This is a genomic window from Gallintestinimicrobium propionicum (genome assembly GCF_025567525.1).
GTDB classification, from domain to species: domain Bacteria; phylum Bacillota; class Clostridia; order Lachnospirales; family Lachnospiraceae; genus Gallintestinimicrobium; species Gallintestinimicrobium propionicum.
Window position 1 is genome coordinate 1 of the sequence record NZ_JAOQJY010000013.1, and the last position, 16,367, is coordinate 16,367.

The following is a 16,367-nucleotide window of genomic DNA, read 5'->3' on the forward strand; positions in this document are numbered from 1 at the left end:
TTTGAACTTTTGCTGTTATAGTCATCTGTTCCATAGATGTACTCCCTTCATTGATATTTCACTAGATATAGTATATAATAATAGCTAGTGAATGTCAATGATTATCAGAGGTAGGCTATGGACAATAGATATAATCGTCATAACAGACGAAAATACAGTCTAAAAGTACATATAGTTCTTGTAACTAAATATCGTAAGAAACTACTAAAAGGTTCTATTACTGACGATGTTAAGCAAAAAATTTTTGATATAGCCAATACTCGTGGCTACGAAATAATCGCTATGGAAGCAGACAAAGACCACTTGCATTTCTTAATAAGTTATGATACGACTGATAGGGTTTGCGACATTGTTAAGATTGTAAAACAAGAAACAACATATTACCTATGGCAAAAGTATGGTTCGTTTCTGTCTAAACAGTATTGGAAGAAAAGGATATTTTGGTCAGACGGATACTTTGCTTGCAGTATTGGAGAAGTATCGTCAGCGACTATACAAAAGTATATTGAAAGTCAGGGTTAATGGCGAAAGATTCACAAGGCTCCTCCCACCACCTGAAGGTAGTGGGAGGAGCCTATGGCAAACGAAAGGATTTAATTTATGAAACTACTTTCGAGACTGTGAGAAAAAGTCTGTAAATAAGATTCTTCTATGATATGCAAGGGTGGCAAGCCTGAAAATCAGGCTTCTCACCCTTGTTTTATATATAACAGTTGTTGAATGGCATGTCAAGAGCAGGCGGTTTTCCGCCCGTCTTATTCGCCCGTTTATTCGTTACTCTGGGAGGCGTCCTTCGTACATAATACTCAGTTCACCATACACCTGTGCCCAGTTGCGGATCGTACTGGTCCATTTCTTTGTAGCTTCAAATGTGGCAAGATACAGTGCCTTTAATAGAGCTGTATCGCTTGGAAATACGCTTCTCTGGCGATTCAGTTTCCGGTAGGTAGAATTCAGGGATTCAATAGCATTTGTAGTATAAATCACCGTTCTGACCGTCGTTGAAAATTTAAAGATCGGCGAGATTGCGTCCCAGTTATCCTTCCAGCGCTTCATGGAATTCGGATATTTCGGTGTCCATTTTTCTGTTACACGCTCTAAGGCTGCCAGAGCTTTCTTTTCATCTGTGGCCTGATAAATGGTTTTCAGATCCGCAGCGAAGGCTTTTCTGTCTTTATCCGGGACATATTTCAACGTGTTCCTTACCTGGTGTACAATACAGCGCTGGTATTCCGTCTTTGGAAAAGCTGCTGCGATCGCTTCTTTGATTCCGGTTAAACCATCGGCACAGATGATTAATACATCTTTGACACCACGATTTTTCAGTTCATTCATAACGGAAAGCCAGTATTTTGCGCTTTCGTTATCGCCAACACTGATGGTTAAAACTTCTTTTTTCCCTTCCGTGTTGATTCCCAGAATCACGTAAGCAGCAAGCTTTCGGATCACGCCATTATCCCTTACAGAATAATGGATTGCATCAATGTAGAGAATGGGATAGACCTCGTCCAGTGGCCGGTTCTGCCAGTCTTCGATCTGTGGCAGGATCTTATCAGTCACATCAGAAATAAAGCTTTCAGAAGTTTCAAAGCCATAAATATCTTCGATGGTTTCGGAAATCTGCCGGGTAGTCATTCCTTTGGCATACATGGAAATGATCTTCTGATCAATATCGGAAATATCTTTCTGACGTTTTTTCACAACCTGTGGTTCAAATGTTGATTTGCGATCCTGTGGCACTTCGATTTCCATCGAGCCATACCGGCTGTTGACCTGTTTCCGCTTATAACCATTGCGATAATCATCATTATCTGAGCGTTCGGATTTTTCGTAACCAAGATGATCATCCATTTCAGCTTCCATCATTTCCTTAATGGTGCCGCCTAAAAGATCCTTGAGCGCATCCTGAATGTCTTCTGCAGACTGGATATCGTACTCTTCCAGGAGCTGATGGATGATGTTTCGTTTTCCTTCTGTCATTTGTACACGATGTACAGGTTTCTTTTGTCTTGCCATAATAAAAGGCCCTCCTAATGATATTTATTGTATCATAGAAGAACCTTATAAACATTATTTTACAGAAAAAGTTTCATACTCTCCTACTTTCAAAAAAAGCTTTTTCTCTTTTCGCTTCTTACATTTCCTTATATAATTTATAAAGAATATCAGCTTCTGTAAAAACTCCACTGCCGTCCGAATTTTATGACTCCAGCACTACTTCCCTGTGTGTTGCAGCGGAATCATAAATCGCCTGCATAATCCTGGAGGTAAGCACTGCTGTGTCAATGTGGGACGGCAGCTTTTCCCCGGTACGGATACAGCGCACAAACGAATTGATTTCCGTTTCAAACATATTTCTGGTCTTTGCTTCCGGTACATATTTGACTAATGCTCCGTGTTCTGTCGTGTAAAGGGTGAACTCTCCTCCATACGTCAGCCGAATACCGCCCTTATCACCCATAAAGTCTATAAACTGTTCATTCTCGTCAATGTTCTGCGCCCATGCACCGTGTACGGTAAAGACCGGGCCTTCTGTCCGAACCAGCGCCGTCACAGAATCATCCACATCATAAACACCGTCATACTTCGGAGGACCAGCCCACATATCCCGGTACACATAACCTTCCATATTTTTCCCGAGCTTGCAAAATGTTTCGCCGGACACCGTAAGGGGCTTGGGATCATTTAAACAATACATGACAAGATCGAGATAATGTACACCCCAGTCAATCAAAGAACCACCGCCTGCAATTTCTTTCGTTGTAAACGCACCGCCAAGTCCCGGAATCGAACGAAATGCACGAAAACTCAGATAAACATGATATACCTCGCCCAAACGTCCGTCCTGAATATACTCCCGAATCAAGTTTACCATATCGTTAAACCGGTTCACGACGCCGATATTCAAGGTCATTCCCGTTTCATGCTGTACCTTCTGCATTTCCAACGCTTCCGGATAGGTTCTTGCTGCAGGCTTTTCACAGAGTACATGCTTGCCCGCACGCATCGCGTCGATCGCAATAATTGTATGCATCCGATTGGGCGTACAAACAGAGATTGCTTCCACTTCCGGATCTTCCAATACCCTATGATAATCCTCCACTGCAATGCCGCAGCCATATTTTTCTACTGCTGCCTTTGCGCGCTCCGGAATAATATCGCAGAAATATTTGATCTCTACGTCCTCATTTTTTAAATATGCCGGAATATGTGCACTATTGGCAATTGTTCCGCAGCCGATAATTCCAACCATCACTTTTTTCATTTTCAGTTCCTCCTATTTGCATTTTCAATGAATCAAGGCATCACACAAAAGCTGCTCCAAGCTCCTGCATTCTTGCCCGTACTTCCTGTCCCTTTATTTTTTTGACAGAAACAGCGTTTTGAATCGACATGGCAGCTGCAATACCGGCTGCTTCTCCTGTACTGTGACAGCAGATCTGGATCCGAACTGCAGATTGCGCAATAAAATCCGAGCTGATACATCGTCCCGCAGTCAACAAATTGTCAAACCCTTTCACCACCAGACATCGGAAGGGAATTTCATACCACGGTTTATTTGTATCTCCATGGGGTCTGTCATCCCGATACAGCTCCTTCATACCATGCACATCTACCGGATAATTTGCCTGGCTGATGGCATCCTCGAACTTTTTTTGTTCCAGCAGGTCCTCGCCGGTCAGCTCATATTCACCCAGAATCCGGCGACTCTCCCGTACACCGACCATAGCAGAAATATTGGAAACATAGGCATTTTCACATCCGGGAAAATATTTTTTATAAAAGTTAAGCTGTCTTAAGATGACCTGCTTTCCCTTCAGATGGATCTGCGTCAATTGTTTTGGATCACAGGCATCCGTATATTCAAAAAATTCCGGATTGTTGAGTGCCACTCCGTCTGTTCTTCCCGGAACATCGAACAGCTGCCAGTAAACCATATCCTCATAAACGAGCTCACCTGCTTCGATCGCCTTTTCAAAAAATGGAGTCAGACCGCTGACCCGCTTATTGGTCACATCTGCATACAGATTCTTTCCATCCTTTCCGGACTGTGCTGTGTTTGGATCCTTTAAGCTGTCAAAGAACTGTCCCAGTTTCTTTTTATCCACACCGCCCAGCAGATAACGTAAAGACATCGGCTGATTGATCTTACTTTCAGGCGCCCCGGCTTCATATTCTGCTCCTGCCAGAACGGATAGAATTCCATCTCCCGTACAATCGCTAAATACCTTGCCGCTGATTCTGCGGATTCCGCCCTGACACATCACCGCAATATCGCGAATAGCTCCTCCGTCTGTCGCCACATCGCATAAAACGGCATCCAGCAGAATATCTACCCCATTTTCTGTACACATCTGCTCCAAAACTGCTCCCAGGATCAGCGGATCAAAGCTGTTTTCATTGATTCTGTCCGGCAGATATGCTTCCAGATGCTTCATCATATCCTGATGCAGATAGGAACATCTGGGTTCTTCCTTCATGTGCACACTCATCATTGGCAGCACAAGCCCGTTCACTGCACTGCCTCCAAGTCCTCCCAGTGCTTCCACCAGCAATACAGAGACACCCTCCTTTGCCGCCGCAACTGCTGCAAATACACCTGCTGTTCCACCGCCACAGACTACAACATCCGCCTGAAGATATACCGGAAGTCCTTTGATGTCGATAATTTCTCTCTTGTCCATCCTCCTTTTCTCCTTCTCTCACTCCTTGAATTGTTGTAATTTTACCGACATTTATTCATTCATTGACAAGCCATTTGTAAAACGTGTATAATTTAGTTTATTAAAATAGATATTTTAAACAAAGAGAGGACCTTGATCATGGCACGAGCAACCCATTTTTTTGACCAGTCAGACTCTAACAGATATAAGAAAAAATATCATCTGAGCATGGAGTTTCTGGACAAGGCCCTGAATCTGGGTTTGTTTCAGGTTTTTCAGGTCTGTGACCTGTCCTGCTCCTCTGACTATCAATGTCCTCCTCATCAGCAGATCTGCTTAGAAATCTCTTATATTGTATCCGGTCATGGAATTTACGAACGAAACAATGTTCCGTATGAAGTCACTCCCAATACCGTTTTTTTGGTAAATGATCATGATCTTCATGCTGTCCGTTCCTCTAAGGATGATCCCCTGCGCTACATGTGTCTCGGTTTTTCCTTTTGTAAGGAACATCCTGATTTTGAAAAATATCTTCCACTCTACAATTTTTTTGAACATCTTGAAAATCCCATCGCAGAAGATCACTTCAAGCTATTTGACTGTTTTACCCTTGCTTTAAACGAGATTTCCGCACCTACGCTGTTCTCCATGGAAATGTTGGAATCCTGTATCCTGCAGATCATTGTCCATACCTACCGCGATCTTTCCAATTATCGCGCCAGAAGCTATACGAATACCCTTGAGCTGCACGCATCCAATCCGCTTGCATATGAGATCTGCAATTATATCGATACAAACTTAACCGATATCAAAAAGCTTTCCGATGTCAGTCAGGCACTTGGATACAGCTATGCCTATTTATCCAAAATATTTTCCCAGTCCATGAACCTGTCCATCAAGGATTACTATACACAGCGCCGGTTTGAAACCGCTGCCAAAATGCTCGCTCAGGATTTTACAATTGCAAGGATCAGCCAGGTGTTACATTTTTCTGATGATTCTTCCTTTTGTAAAGCCTTCAAAAAATATTATCATACAACACCAGCCAAATACCGGGAGCTTCTGTCAGGCAGCTCAGACCGGCTCTCCATTTAGCTTCTTTTCCAATATGTTCTTTATACCTCGATCCAGATACCCGGCTGGCGGGAGGCTTTCAGACAGGCTTCCCGGACTGCCATGATCCTGACCGTCTCCGAATACGTCACAGGAGTGTTTCATTTTTGTTATCTGTTATTTAGTGGATCAGCTTCTGTAAAAACTCCACTGCCGTCTGAATATCCTTTTCCGGCGTATCTCCCACCTCTCTTTCCACTGTCAAAAAGCCGTGATAGCCGATTTCATCCAGCGCTTTTAAGTATGCCGCAAAGTCCACATTTCCGGTTCCGAGAGGCAACTCTGTAAAGGACGGGCTTGCCAGCATCTCTGCCTCTACCAGTCCATAAACCTCTTCGGGAGCTCTGTAATAGTTGCGTCTGCCGTCCTTTGCATGGGTATGGACGATGTAATCCTTCAGGTTGTATACCGCCTGCACCGGATCGTCCCCCGTCACCATGACGAGGTTTGCAGGGTCCATATTGACTGCAACACCGGTGGAATGCAGACCATCCAGGAACTTTTTCAGAACTGCAGACTCTTCCGGTCCTGTTTCAATTGCAAAATGTGCATCCAGGGAATCCGCATACTGTGCAAGCTTAAAGCATGCCTCCTGCATGATCTGATAACGTTCATTCGCCGGATCAGACGGAACAACACCGATATGAGTTGTCACAACGTTGGTTTCCAGCTCCTTTGCAAGGTCTAATATCCGCTTCGACTCCTCGATCAGCTCCGGATTCTTTGCAGGATCGTGGAAGCCTTTTCCGAGATCGCCGCATAAAGCGGAAATCACAAGTCCGTTGGACTTTACCATGTCCAGGAATTCTTTTCGCTTTGCACCGACCAAATTGTGGGGAGAAAGCTCTCCATAAGTCGCATAGACCTGAATGCCCTCTGCGCCTAGCTCCTTTGCTTTTTTGATCGCCTCCGGAATTGGAAGCTTAAACGATTCCAGCATTACGCCAATAGAAAAATCATACATATCTCTGTCCCTCCCCGATTACTTTGATCATATGCTGCAGATTTTGTGTTCCGATCTCAACACCCTCCAGAACAGGCTCCATTCCCTCAAACTCCAGAGAAACATAGCCATCGTAGCCGGATTTGCGGATTGCGGAAAGGATCTGGAACGTCGGCACATTTCCATGTCCGAAAATCGTGCCTCGCCAGTAATTGCCGCCTCTGGAAAGGTTATAGCCTTTGCCCGGGTCAAAATTCATGCCGGAGCGCACCAGCATGTCCTTCGCGTGAACGTGCACGATATAGTCCGAAAGTGCCGATACTGCCGTCGCACAGTCCTCATCCACAACTGTAAAATTGCCCATATCGCACAGAAATCCGTAATTGGGATGATCGACCGCCGCAAACAGCTCCAGCATTCTCGCGCTGTCCTGTAACAGATAGCCGTGGTTTTCGCTGCAGGTCTTCACACCGCGCTCCCTGGCATATTCTGCTGCCTGACGCACAAACGGTGCAACCGCTTCGATGACCTTTTTGTAGCTTTTGATCCCCGTATAGCCCTCATAATAGCCCCATGCGACGTCGTGGCGCAGCAGTGGGATCTTGCATTCTGCCGCAATATCGATATGCCTGCAGAGCCGTTCCAGCTCCTTTTCCGGCTCCTTCACGAAGAAATTTGCTCCCGTCGTGTAGATTGGAACCTCCAGTCCCTGCTCCTTTGCATGCGCATACAATGCCTTCGCATACTCCATAGGTGTGCTGCCGTCCGGTGTTTTATCATCCAACACCAGCTCTACCCCCTGGCAGCCATATTCCTTTGTCTTGTCGATGGCATCAAAGCGTGTAAATCCCCCGTCCTGATACAGCCTTTCAAAGCTGTAAGTACTGATACAACTCTTCATGTCCCTCTCCTTTTTCGGTTGTTGTGTGAAATGCCTTCCATTACCAATATATCAGATTCAGGAATGGGCGCAAGGAATATTTTTTACAAAAAAATTGTCCGTTTTTTGTTAAAAAACGGACAATTCTCTCTTTCTTCTCAGCCCTTCAGACCTCTGGACTGACGATCCATATCTTCTACTACAATGTCGTAGATCTCGCCGAGGGACGCGCAGTATTCCAGCACTTTCCAGGGCTCGTTGGTGTGAAAATGAATTTTGATCAGCTCATCGTCACCGACCGCCAGCAGGCAGTCTCCCTTGAAATGCTCGGTGAAATATTCGCTGATCTCATCCTCATCCAGATTTTCTCCTTCAATCAGGAGCTGTGTATCATATTTAAATTCCAGCATAATTGCTACCATCCTTTCTGTTGCTTGTTCTATCTTACCACAGTTCGTGCTGTCTGACTACTAAAACCTCGCATCGGGCAAGAAAATCCATTTTAAAAAGCACTTCTTTGCATTATCATGGACTATATTCTCAAACCGATATGCGTATTCGTGAGGTACATCCTTTCAGCAGAACCACAAAACGTGTCCTGCTGTCAGAAATCCCATGCCTCCAGAAAGGACACTTATATGAACCAACCGAACATCCTGATCCTTCATCTCGACCAGCTTCGACAGGATTGTCTGGGCTGCTATGGCAATCCGGACGTCCACACGCCCAATATTGATGCATTGGCGCAGGATAGCGTAACCTATCAGAATCATTACACGGTATATCCGATCTGCACGCCGTCCCGTTATTCGTTTTTCAGCAGCCTGTACGTACATCAGCACGGCGCATGGGATAATCACTCCACACTTCCTAATGGTTATCCAACCTTTCCAAAACAATTGCAGAAAAGTGGTTATCATACCTCAGCTGTCGGAAAAATGCATATGACTCCCACTTATCAGAATATCGGTTTTTCCGAAATGCAGCTTGCCGAGCAAAATGGAATCGGACGTTTTGAAGATGATTACCACCGTTTCTTGATGGAACATGGTAAAATTGACCGTTTTGATTTGCATCATCAATCCGATCTGTTTCGTCAGTCTCCAACCAGTCATCTTTATGACATGTGTCAATGCAGCGAATCGGATCTTGATCTGGAATTTTACTCCAGTGAATGGATTACTCAAAATGCTTTATCACAAATTGATGCATGGGATCCAAAACAGCCGGAGCTTCTTATGATAGGCTATATCAACCCGCATCATCCTTTTGATCCTCCCGCTCCCTATAGCACGATGTACAATCCGGACACGCTTCATCTTTTGCCCGGCTATCTGGATCAGCCAATTCCTTTTGATACACAGGCTAACGGAACGCCGGTTGATTATTCGACTATCACAGAATCAGAAATGCGTTCTATTATGGCTGCCTACTACGGAATGATCACCGAAATCGATGACGGAATTGGTTCCATTATACAAAAGCTGAAAGAAAAGGGATTATATGACAATACCATTATTGTTTTTACCAGTGACCACGGCGAATATCTTGGATATCACCACATGATTTTGAAATGCAATCACCTCTATGATCCACTGGCAAAAATCCCGCTGCTGATCAAATATCCCCAGCAGCAGTTTTGCGGCAATATCGATCCCTCTCTTTCAGAAAACATCGATGTTGCAGTTACCATTCTGGATGCCTGCAATCAGCCGGTTCCCGCATCCATGCAGGGGCTTTCCCTCCTCAGGAAAAAGCGGCGGAACTATGTTTTTTCAGAAGGACAATACGGGACAGAGCAATCCCCCAGTATTGGTTATATGTTCCGTTCCGATTCCTACAAACTGCTCGTACGCGGCAGCTTTAAAAATGCGGTTTTATATGATCTCAAAAAAGACCCTTATGAACAGCACAATGTTGCTCATTTGTCTGAATATCAGGAAATTTTAAAAGAATTTCAGGCTGCGCTTTCCGATTTCGTCCTGTTTCATTCACTCGGGAAAGTACATTGTGATCCAAGTGCACCGCAGCTGCGGGATCAGGAAGTTTTAAACAGACAGGCAGATGAGTTGAAAGCATTTATCCGTTCGCAGTGGTGATGCAAGTTCTGGCTTGCGCTTAAACTACGCCGTCACAGAACCGATTTGCAATTGTTTTTTTAAGCTGTAGTAAGACAAAACGAGCCATCCGAAACAGTTCAATCCGTTTCGGATGGCTCGTTGTTTATGACAATAGAATGCTCGCAGAGCGTGCATTCTATTGTTTTTCCTTTAAACCGCAGCCTTTCAGATCCGTTACATATTTGTCTGTACGACCTTCGGACGATATCCCTCTTTTTCCAGTGCAGAAATGATTTCCTGCTTATGCTCTGTACCAAAGCTCTCCATCGTAATACGCAGCTCTACTGCAGCGCTTCTGTTAATAGAAACAAACTGGTTGTGGGACAGCTTGATAACATTGCCGTGCTCTTTTGCAACGACGGCAGCTACCTTGCTCAGTTCGCCCGGCTTGTCCGGAAGCAGAACGGAAACCGTAAAGATACGGTCTCTCAAAATCAGACCCTGCTGTACGACGGAGGACATGGTGATCACGTCCATGTTGCCGCCGCTTAAGATCGAAACGACCTTCTTTCCCTTCAGGTCGAGGTGCTTTAACGCTGCAACGGTCAGCAGACCGGAGTTTTCCACGATCAGCTTGTGATTTTCAACCATATCCAGAAATGCACCGACAAGCTCTGCATCCTCTACTGTAATGATATCGTCAAGATTCTTCTGGATATACGGAAAAATTTTCGTGCCGGGCGTCTTTACTGCGGTGCCGTCTGCAATCGTGTTGACAGAAGGAAGCGTCGTCACCTTGCCATTTTTGATGGATTCCTGCATGCAGTTTGCATTTGCAGGCTCTACGCCGATCACCTTGATCTTCGGATTTAACAGCTTCGCCAGCGTGGAAACGCCGGTTGCCAGTCCGCCGCCGCCGATGGGAACGAGGATATAATCCACAAGGGGAAGCTCTTTGACGATTTCCATCGCAATGGTTCCCTGACCTGTTGCAACGGTAAGGTCATCGAAGGGATGTACGAAAGTATATCCATGCTCTTCCGCCAGCTCGTAAGCCTTTGCGCATGCTTCATCATATACATCTCCGTAAAGAACAACTTCTGCGCCGTATCCTTTGGTACGGTTTACCTTGATCAGAGGCGTGGTTGTCGGCATTACAATTGTAGCTTTCGCGCCATAACACTTCGCAGCATAAGCAACGCCCTGCGCATGGTTGCCCGCAGAGGCAGTGATAACGCCTTTTGCACGCTCTTCCTCGGTCAGAGTGCTCATCTTATAATAAGCGCCTCTTACCTTGTATGCACCGGTGAACTGCAGGTTTTCCGGCTTAAAAAATACCTTTGCACCGGTCTGCTGGCTGAAATAATCACTGTATACAAGTTTTGTCTCCAGCGTTACTCTGCGCACTACTTCGGAAGCCTCTTCAAATTTTTCCAATGTCAGCATCTTTTCTTCTTCCATTTTAGTAAACCTCATCCTTCTCTGTATCAAACAGTGCATTCACAAACTGATCCGGATCAAACTTCTGCAGATCCTCGATTTTCTCCCCGACACCGATATATTTTACCGGTACGTGCAGTTCTGACTGAATTGCTACCGCAATACCGCCCTTGGCGGTTCCATCCATTTTGGTCAGGATAATACCGGTCAGATCCATAACCTGCGCAAATTCCCGTGCCTGTACCAGCGCGTTCTGTCCAGTCGTGCCGTCCAGTACAACCAGATTTTCGCGATGGACACCGGGAAATTCCCGGTCGATAATCCGGTTCATCTTGCGCAGCTCTTCCATCAGGTTTTTCTTATTGTGGAGACGTCCCGCCGTATCGCATAAAAGAACGTCCACATGACGTGCTTTTGCCGCATTGACCGCGTCGTAAATAACGCTCGCCGGATCAGAGCCCTCTACGCCGCCGATCATATCGACACCTGCGCGGTTCGCCCATTCCTCCAGCTGATCGCCAGCTGCCGCACGGAACGTATCCGCCGCCGCGATTAAGACCTTGCGTCCCTGCTTCTTTAACTTGGAAGCGAGTTTTCCAATCGAAGTCGTCTTGCCGACACCGTTTACGCCGATCACCATGACAACGGACTGCTCTTTTTCAAAATCATAAGCTGTCTTGCCGACATGCATCTGCTCCCGGATGCTGTCGATTAAGATCTCCCGGCAGTCCTGCGGATCACAGATTCCCTGGTCATTGACCTGTTCTTTTAATCGGTCCAGAATCTCTTCTGTCGCCCGACCGCCCAGGTCGCCCATAATCATCGTCTCTTCCAGCTCTTCATAAAATTCGTCGTCAATGACGGAATATCCGGAAAAAACGGAGTCAAATCCTTTGACAATATTGTTGCGGGTCTTGGTCAGTCCCTCCCGCAGTCTGGCAAAAAAGCTTTTCTTTTCTTCTGCCATCCGCTTACCTCCTTTTTATCCTGATTACCATCAGGTCAGATCTTTATCTATCAGGTTGACGCTTACAAGCGTCGATACGCCTTTTTCCTGCATCGTGATTCCGTAAAGCCGGTCCGCCGCTTCCATCGTGCCGCGTCTGTGGGTAATGACGATAAACTGCGTATGGGCGGTCAGCTTATGCAGGTAGTGGGCAAATCTTCCGACGTTGCTGTCATCCAATGCCGCCTCGATTTCGTCCAGCAGACAGAACGGTGACGGTTTTAAGTTCTGGATGGCAAATAATAGCGCAATTGCCGTCAACGCCTTTTCCCCACCGGAAAGCTGCATCATGTTCTGCAGCTTCTTACCGGGCGGCTGCGCGATAATCCGGATGCCTGCTTCCAGGATATCCTCGTCCTCCATCAGCTCCAACGTACCCTTTCCGCCGCCGAAGAGCTCTTTAAATACCTTGTCAAACTCCCTGCTGATCTCTGTGAACTTCTCCTTAAACTGCCTGCGCATCGCCTCATCCAGCTCGACGATGATGCGTTCCAGCGTTTTCTCCGCTTCCACCAGATCGTCATGCTGTGCCTTCAAAAACGTGTAACGCTCCATCAGATTTTTATAATCTTCGATGGCGTTGACATTGACATCGCCCAGTCTGCGGATCGCTTCCTTAACCGTCTGCGTCTGCTTTTTCATCTCAGCAAGGTCGTTCATCGTCTCATCCCGAAGCTGCGCTGCATCCCGGAGGGTCAGTTCATACTCATTCCACATGTAATTGACCTGATTCTCCATGGACTCTTCCAGCTTTTCCTTCTGGGCATTTAAGCGGTAAACCTCTTTGTCCAGCGCGCTCATCCGTGCGGACAGCTCTTCGCGCTCCGTGAAAAAGCCTTTCTGCCGCTCTGTGAGTTCTTCCCGCTTTTTGCTGTCTGCATTCAGCTTATCCTGTGTATCCGACTGCGTCGTTTTGGAGGATTCGATGGTCTCCTGCAGCTTTTTGATGCTTTCTTCTTTCCCGGCGGCGTCTGCCACACCGTCTGTCAGGCTCTTTTTAACCTCTTCCAGCTCGCCCTCATACCGTGCGATTTCTCCGGCGATACGGTCTTCGTTTGCCTGATAAAATCCGAACTGCTGCCGGATTTTTTCCACATCCAGTTCTTTTTCATTCAATACGGCGGTCTGCGCAGCTTCCTGCCTGCGCGCCTCTTCCAGCTCCTTCGTAAAGCCTTCGATCTGTTCGTTTTTCTCGCCTTCCAGAGCCTCGGAACGTTCCAGCTCCTGCTTTGTCTCTTCCTTTTCTTTTCGGATCTGCAGCACCTGGGTTTCGATTTCGATCTCTTCTTTTTTGAGGTCTTCCACGCCTGCTTTCGTCTGATCCTTTTTCTCCTGAGCCGCTTCTATATTCAGGCGGGCAGTATTCTGGCGGATAAAGGCGTTTTGCAGCTCAGCGCGGCTCTTTTCCAGCTCTGTCCGGCATTCGTTCCGGTCTTTTTTGAGGTCTTCGATCGAAACGAGCAGTTCATCTACCGCTTTGGCATGCTCCTTTACCTTCCATTCCAGCTCTTCCATCTCGCGTCTGCGTCCCAGAAGGTTGCTGCTGTTTTTAAACGCGCCGCCGCTGATCGAACCGCCGGGGGATAAGGATTCGCCCTCCAGCGTCACAATCCGCAGCGAATAGTGGAATTTCCGGGCGAGCTGCGTTGCATGATCGACGTGATCGACGACTACGATTCTGCCGAGCAGCGATTTTGCGACATCGCTGTATTTTTCATCCGTATGTACCAGCGTATGTGCAAGTCCTAAAACCCCAGGCTCCTTTAAGGCTTCTTTCTGCCGGAATTCCTGCGCGTTTTTGATGCTGTTTAACGGTAAAAAAGTCGCGCGTCCGCTTTTGGTCTGCTTTAAAAACGAAATCATCCCTTTGGCGGTCTCTTCGTTATCCGTTACAATATTCTGGATGCTGCCGCCAAGGGCCGTCTCAATGGCAGTTTCGTATTTTTTCTCTACTTTAATGATGTCCGCGACAACACCGATAATGCCGGGATTTTTATCTTTCTGCTCCATGACGCGGCGGATGCTGCCGCCGTAGCCTTCATAGCGTTCTGTCAGGTTGCTGACCGCTTCCAGTCTCGTTTTGTCCTGATGATACTGCACCTGTGCATCCCGCAGCGCCTGATCCATTTTGGCGATCGTCTCCCGAAATTCGTTTAACTTCGCCTCCATCACCGTCTGGGTTTCCTTCCTCGACGCAATTTCCTGCGTCACTGTGTTAAAGGCTTCTTCCAGACTTTTAATGCTCTCTTCCTGCTGTACCTCGTCAGACTTGACGCGCAGCAGGCGGGAATTCAACTCTGCCCTCCGAATCTGAGCCTGTTCCAGCATCGTATCCTGGCGCCCCATCTTCGTCTTGATCGCCGCACGATCATTCAGCGCATCGATAATCGCGTTTTTGGCATCTTCGATCGACTGGTTTAAACCTGCAACCCGGCTCTGGATTTTTTCCAGTTCTGCAGCGGCGCTGTTGCGCTCTTCCTGCAGCTTTTCGAGCCGTTTTTGAATCTCGTTTCGCTGCTGCAGCAGCTTTTCTTTATCAGCGATTCGTGCGTCAATCTCCTTGCGCAGCGTCTCTTTTCTGCTCTGTAAATGCGCTTCATTGCCCCGGATGGAACGGATTTTTTCCTGCAGGACAGCGATTTCACCCTCCAGCTTTCCGCGCAGGACGGACGTATCTGTCAGCTGTGCCCGTGCCTGCTCCATCTGCCGTTCCAGTGCTTCGATCTGCGCCGCAATCCGGTCATATTCTTCCTTAATGCCCTCATATCGGGTCGTCGTATCCTTTAAATCTCCGTCCGCAATCCGGTATTTTTCTTCTGTATCGGAAAGCTGTGTCCGCGTTCTTTCACTTTCCAGCAAAAACACGTTAACGTCCAGCGCTTTCAATGTTTCCCGGTGTTTTAAATAAACCCGTGCCTTTTCCGCCTGTTTGCCCAGCGGTTCGACCTGTTTTTCCAGCTCGGACAAAATATCGTTGACGCGCACGAGGTTCTGCTGCTCGGATTCCAGTTTTTTTACAGAAGCGTCCTTGCGGCGCTTAAATTTTACGATTCCTGCAGCTTCATCAAACAGCTCCCGGCGCTCTTCCGGACGGCCGCTCAAAATCTTGTCGATCTGACCCTGTCCGATGATCGAATAGCCTTCTTTCCCGATACCGGTGTCGTAAAACAGCTCATTGACGTCTTTTAAACGACACGGTGTCCCGTTGATCAGATATTCACTTTCGCCGGAACGGTACAGGCGCCTCGCCACCGTCACTTCATCATAGTCGATTGCCAGCTGATGGTCGCTGTTGTCCAGCGTAATCGCCACATAGGCATAGCCCAGCGGTTTTCTCAATTCGGTACCGGAAAAAATAACGTCCTGCATCGTTGCGCCGCGCAGCTGTTTGATTCGCTGCTCGCCCAGCACCCAGCGCACAGCGTCTGCAACATTACTCTTTCCGCTGCCGTTTGGTCCGACAATACCGGTGATTCCGTTATGGAACTGAAACAGGATTTTATTGGCAAAGGATTTAAACCCGTGTACTTCTATACTCTTTAAATACATATATTATAGGCTCCTTAGCGCTTCCGAAGCTTCAGGATTGCTTCATAAGCCGCCTGCTGCTCCGCCGCCTTTTTGGTGCGGCCATGTCCGCTGCCGATCACTTCCCCGTTTCTGACTGCATCAACCCAGAACGACTTGTTGTGATCTGGTCCCTCTTCTCCTTTCAGTTCGTAAGAAAACTCCCCATCGCCTTCTGCCTGCAGAATTTCCTGCAGCACCGTCTTACTGTCATAGAACAGAATTTTATTTTCCAGATCGGATAAAATAAAGCGATGGATAAAATCATGTGCCGCGTCAAAACCGCCGTCCAAATACAGTGCGCCGATCACCGCCTCCATCACGTCCGAGGTAATCGAATCGCGGTTGCGTCCACCGGTCGCCTCCTCGCCCTTTCCAAGCAACATGTAGCGTCCCAGCTCGATATCCCGTGCGCAGTACGCAAGCGCTGGCTCACAGACCATCGAGGAACGCAGCTTCGTAAGCTTTCCTTCCGGCATCTGCGGATTCTCATGGAAAAGAAAATCGCTGGAAATCAGCTCCAGCACAGCATCTCCCAAAAACTCCAGCCGCTCGTAGTCCTTTAATTTGTTGATTCTCTGTTCATTGGCAAAAGAGCTGTGAGTAAGAGCCTGTTTTAACAGACTCTTATCCCGGAACTGATATCCAATCTTTTTTTCCAGTTCACCTATCGTATATTCCTCAGTCATATTGT

The 16,367-nt window shown here is 47.0% G+C and carries 13 protein-coding genes; 3 read left to right on the forward strand and 10 right to left on the reverse strand.

All coding sequences use genetic code 11. The features are described 5' to 3' along the window. Positions 1–117: 117 nt before the first annotated feature. Positions 118–522, forward strand: a complete 405-nt coding sequence (tnpA, locus tag OCV62_RS10440; protein WP_262586532.1) for an IS200/IS605 family transposase — start codon at positions 118–120, stop codon at positions 520–522. Positions 523–774: 252 nt separating this feature from the next. Here tnpA and OCV62_RS10445 read toward each other — a convergent pair whose 3' ends face one another. The 3 genes from OCV62_RS10445 to OCV62_RS10455 all read right to left on the reverse strand — a co-directional run bounded on the left by OCV62_RS10445 (position 775) and on the right by OCV62_RS10455 (position 4,685). Then, positions 775–2,016 (reverse strand): IS256 family transposase, encoded by a 1,242-nt coding sequence (locus OCV62_RS10445; protein WP_161234254.1) that lies wholly within the window; start codon positions 2,014–2,016, stop codon positions 775–777. A 184-nt stretch (positions 2,017–2,200) separates the two neighbouring features. After that, positions 2,201–3,265, reverse strand: a complete 1,065-nt coding sequence (locus OCV62_RS10450; RefSeq protein WP_118497576.1) for a Gfo/Idh/MocA family protein — start codon at positions 3,263–3,265, stop codon at positions 2,201–2,203. A 40-nt stretch (positions 3,266–3,305) separates the two neighbouring features. Continuing rightward, positions 3,306–4,685 (reverse strand): FAD-dependent oxidoreductase, encoded by a 1,380-nt coding sequence (locus tag OCV62_RS10455; protein WP_262586534.1) that lies wholly within the window; start codon positions 4,683–4,685, stop codon positions 3,306–3,308. Between the two features lie 138 nt (positions 4,686–4,823). Here OCV62_RS10455 and OCV62_RS10460 point away from each other — a divergent pair, with 138 nt between their 5' ends. Continuing rightward, entirely contained in the window at positions 4,824–5,759 is a 936-nt protein-coding gene (locus OCV62_RS10460) for an AraC family transcriptional regulator (RefSeq protein WP_021914365.1), read from the forward strand. Between the two features lie 139 nt (positions 5,760–5,898). Here OCV62_RS10460 and OCV62_RS10465 read toward each other — a convergent pair whose 3' ends face one another. The 3 genes from OCV62_RS10465 to OCV62_RS10475 all read right to left on the reverse strand — a co-directional run bounded on the left by OCV62_RS10465 (position 5,899) and on the right by OCV62_RS10475 (position 8,010). Then, positions 5,899–6,741: a sugar phosphate isomerase/epimerase family protein gene (locus OCV62_RS10465; RefSeq protein WP_262586537.1), complete on the reverse strand. Its 843-nt coding sequence runs from the start codon at positions 6,739–6,741 to the stop codon at positions 5,899–5,901. Beyond that, on the reverse strand, positions 6,734–7,621 hold the full coding sequence (locus OCV62_RS10470; protein ID WP_262586539.1) for a sugar phosphate isomerase/epimerase family protein: 888 nt from the start codon (positions 7,619–7,621) through the stop codon (positions 6,734–6,736). Before OCV62_RS10470 ends, OCV62_RS10465 begins: the two co-directional genes overlap by 8 nt. A 137-nt stretch (positions 7,622–7,758) precedes the next feature. Continuing rightward, complete coding sequence (locus OCV62_RS10475; protein ID WP_021914362.1) at positions 7,759–8,010, reverse strand: hypothetical protein; 252 nt, start codon at positions 8,008–8,010, stop codon at positions 7,759–7,761. A gap of 228 nt (positions 8,011–8,238) precedes the next feature. Here OCV62_RS10475 and OCV62_RS10480 point away from each other — a divergent pair, with 228 nt between their 5' ends. After that, on the forward strand, positions 8,239–9,699 hold the full coding sequence (locus tag OCV62_RS10480; RefSeq protein WP_262586542.1) for a sulfatase family protein: 1,461 nt from the start codon (positions 8,239–8,241) through the stop codon (positions 9,697–9,699). Between the two features lie 195 nt (positions 9,700–9,894). Here OCV62_RS10480 and ilvA read toward each other — a convergent pair whose 3' ends face one another. Genes ilvA through rnc form a run of 4 tightly spaced genes read right to left on the reverse strand, consistent with a single transcriptional unit; the run spans position 9,895 to position 16,362 of the window. Then, positions 9,895–11,106 carry a threonine ammonia-lyase gene (ilvA, locus tag OCV62_RS10485; protein WP_117959681.1) on the reverse strand — a complete coding sequence of 404 codons (1,212 nt, stop codon included), beginning with the start codon at positions 11,104–11,106 and terminating at the stop codon, positions 9,895–9,897. Positions 11,107–11,122: 16 nt separating this feature from the next. Continuing rightward, positions 11,123–12,067 carry a signal recognition particle-docking protein FtsY gene (gene ftsY / locus OCV62_RS10490; protein ID WP_021914359.1) on the reverse strand — a complete coding sequence of 315 codons (945 nt, stop codon included), beginning with the start codon at positions 12,065–12,067 and terminating at the stop codon, positions 11,123–11,125. A gap of 30 nt (positions 12,068–12,097) precedes the next feature. Next, a complete protein-coding gene (smc, locus tag OCV62_RS10495; protein ID WP_262586544.1) occupies positions 12,098–15,655 on the reverse strand; it encodes a chromosome segregation protein SMC in 3,558 nt (1,185 codons plus the stop codon). 14 nt (positions 15,656–15,669) lie between these two features. Then, a complete protein-coding gene (gene rnc, locus OCV62_RS10500) occupies positions 15,670–16,362 on the reverse strand; it encodes a ribonuclease III (protein ID WP_262586659.1) in 693 nt (230 codons plus the stop codon). Positions 16,363–16,367 lie beyond the last annotated feature (5 nt).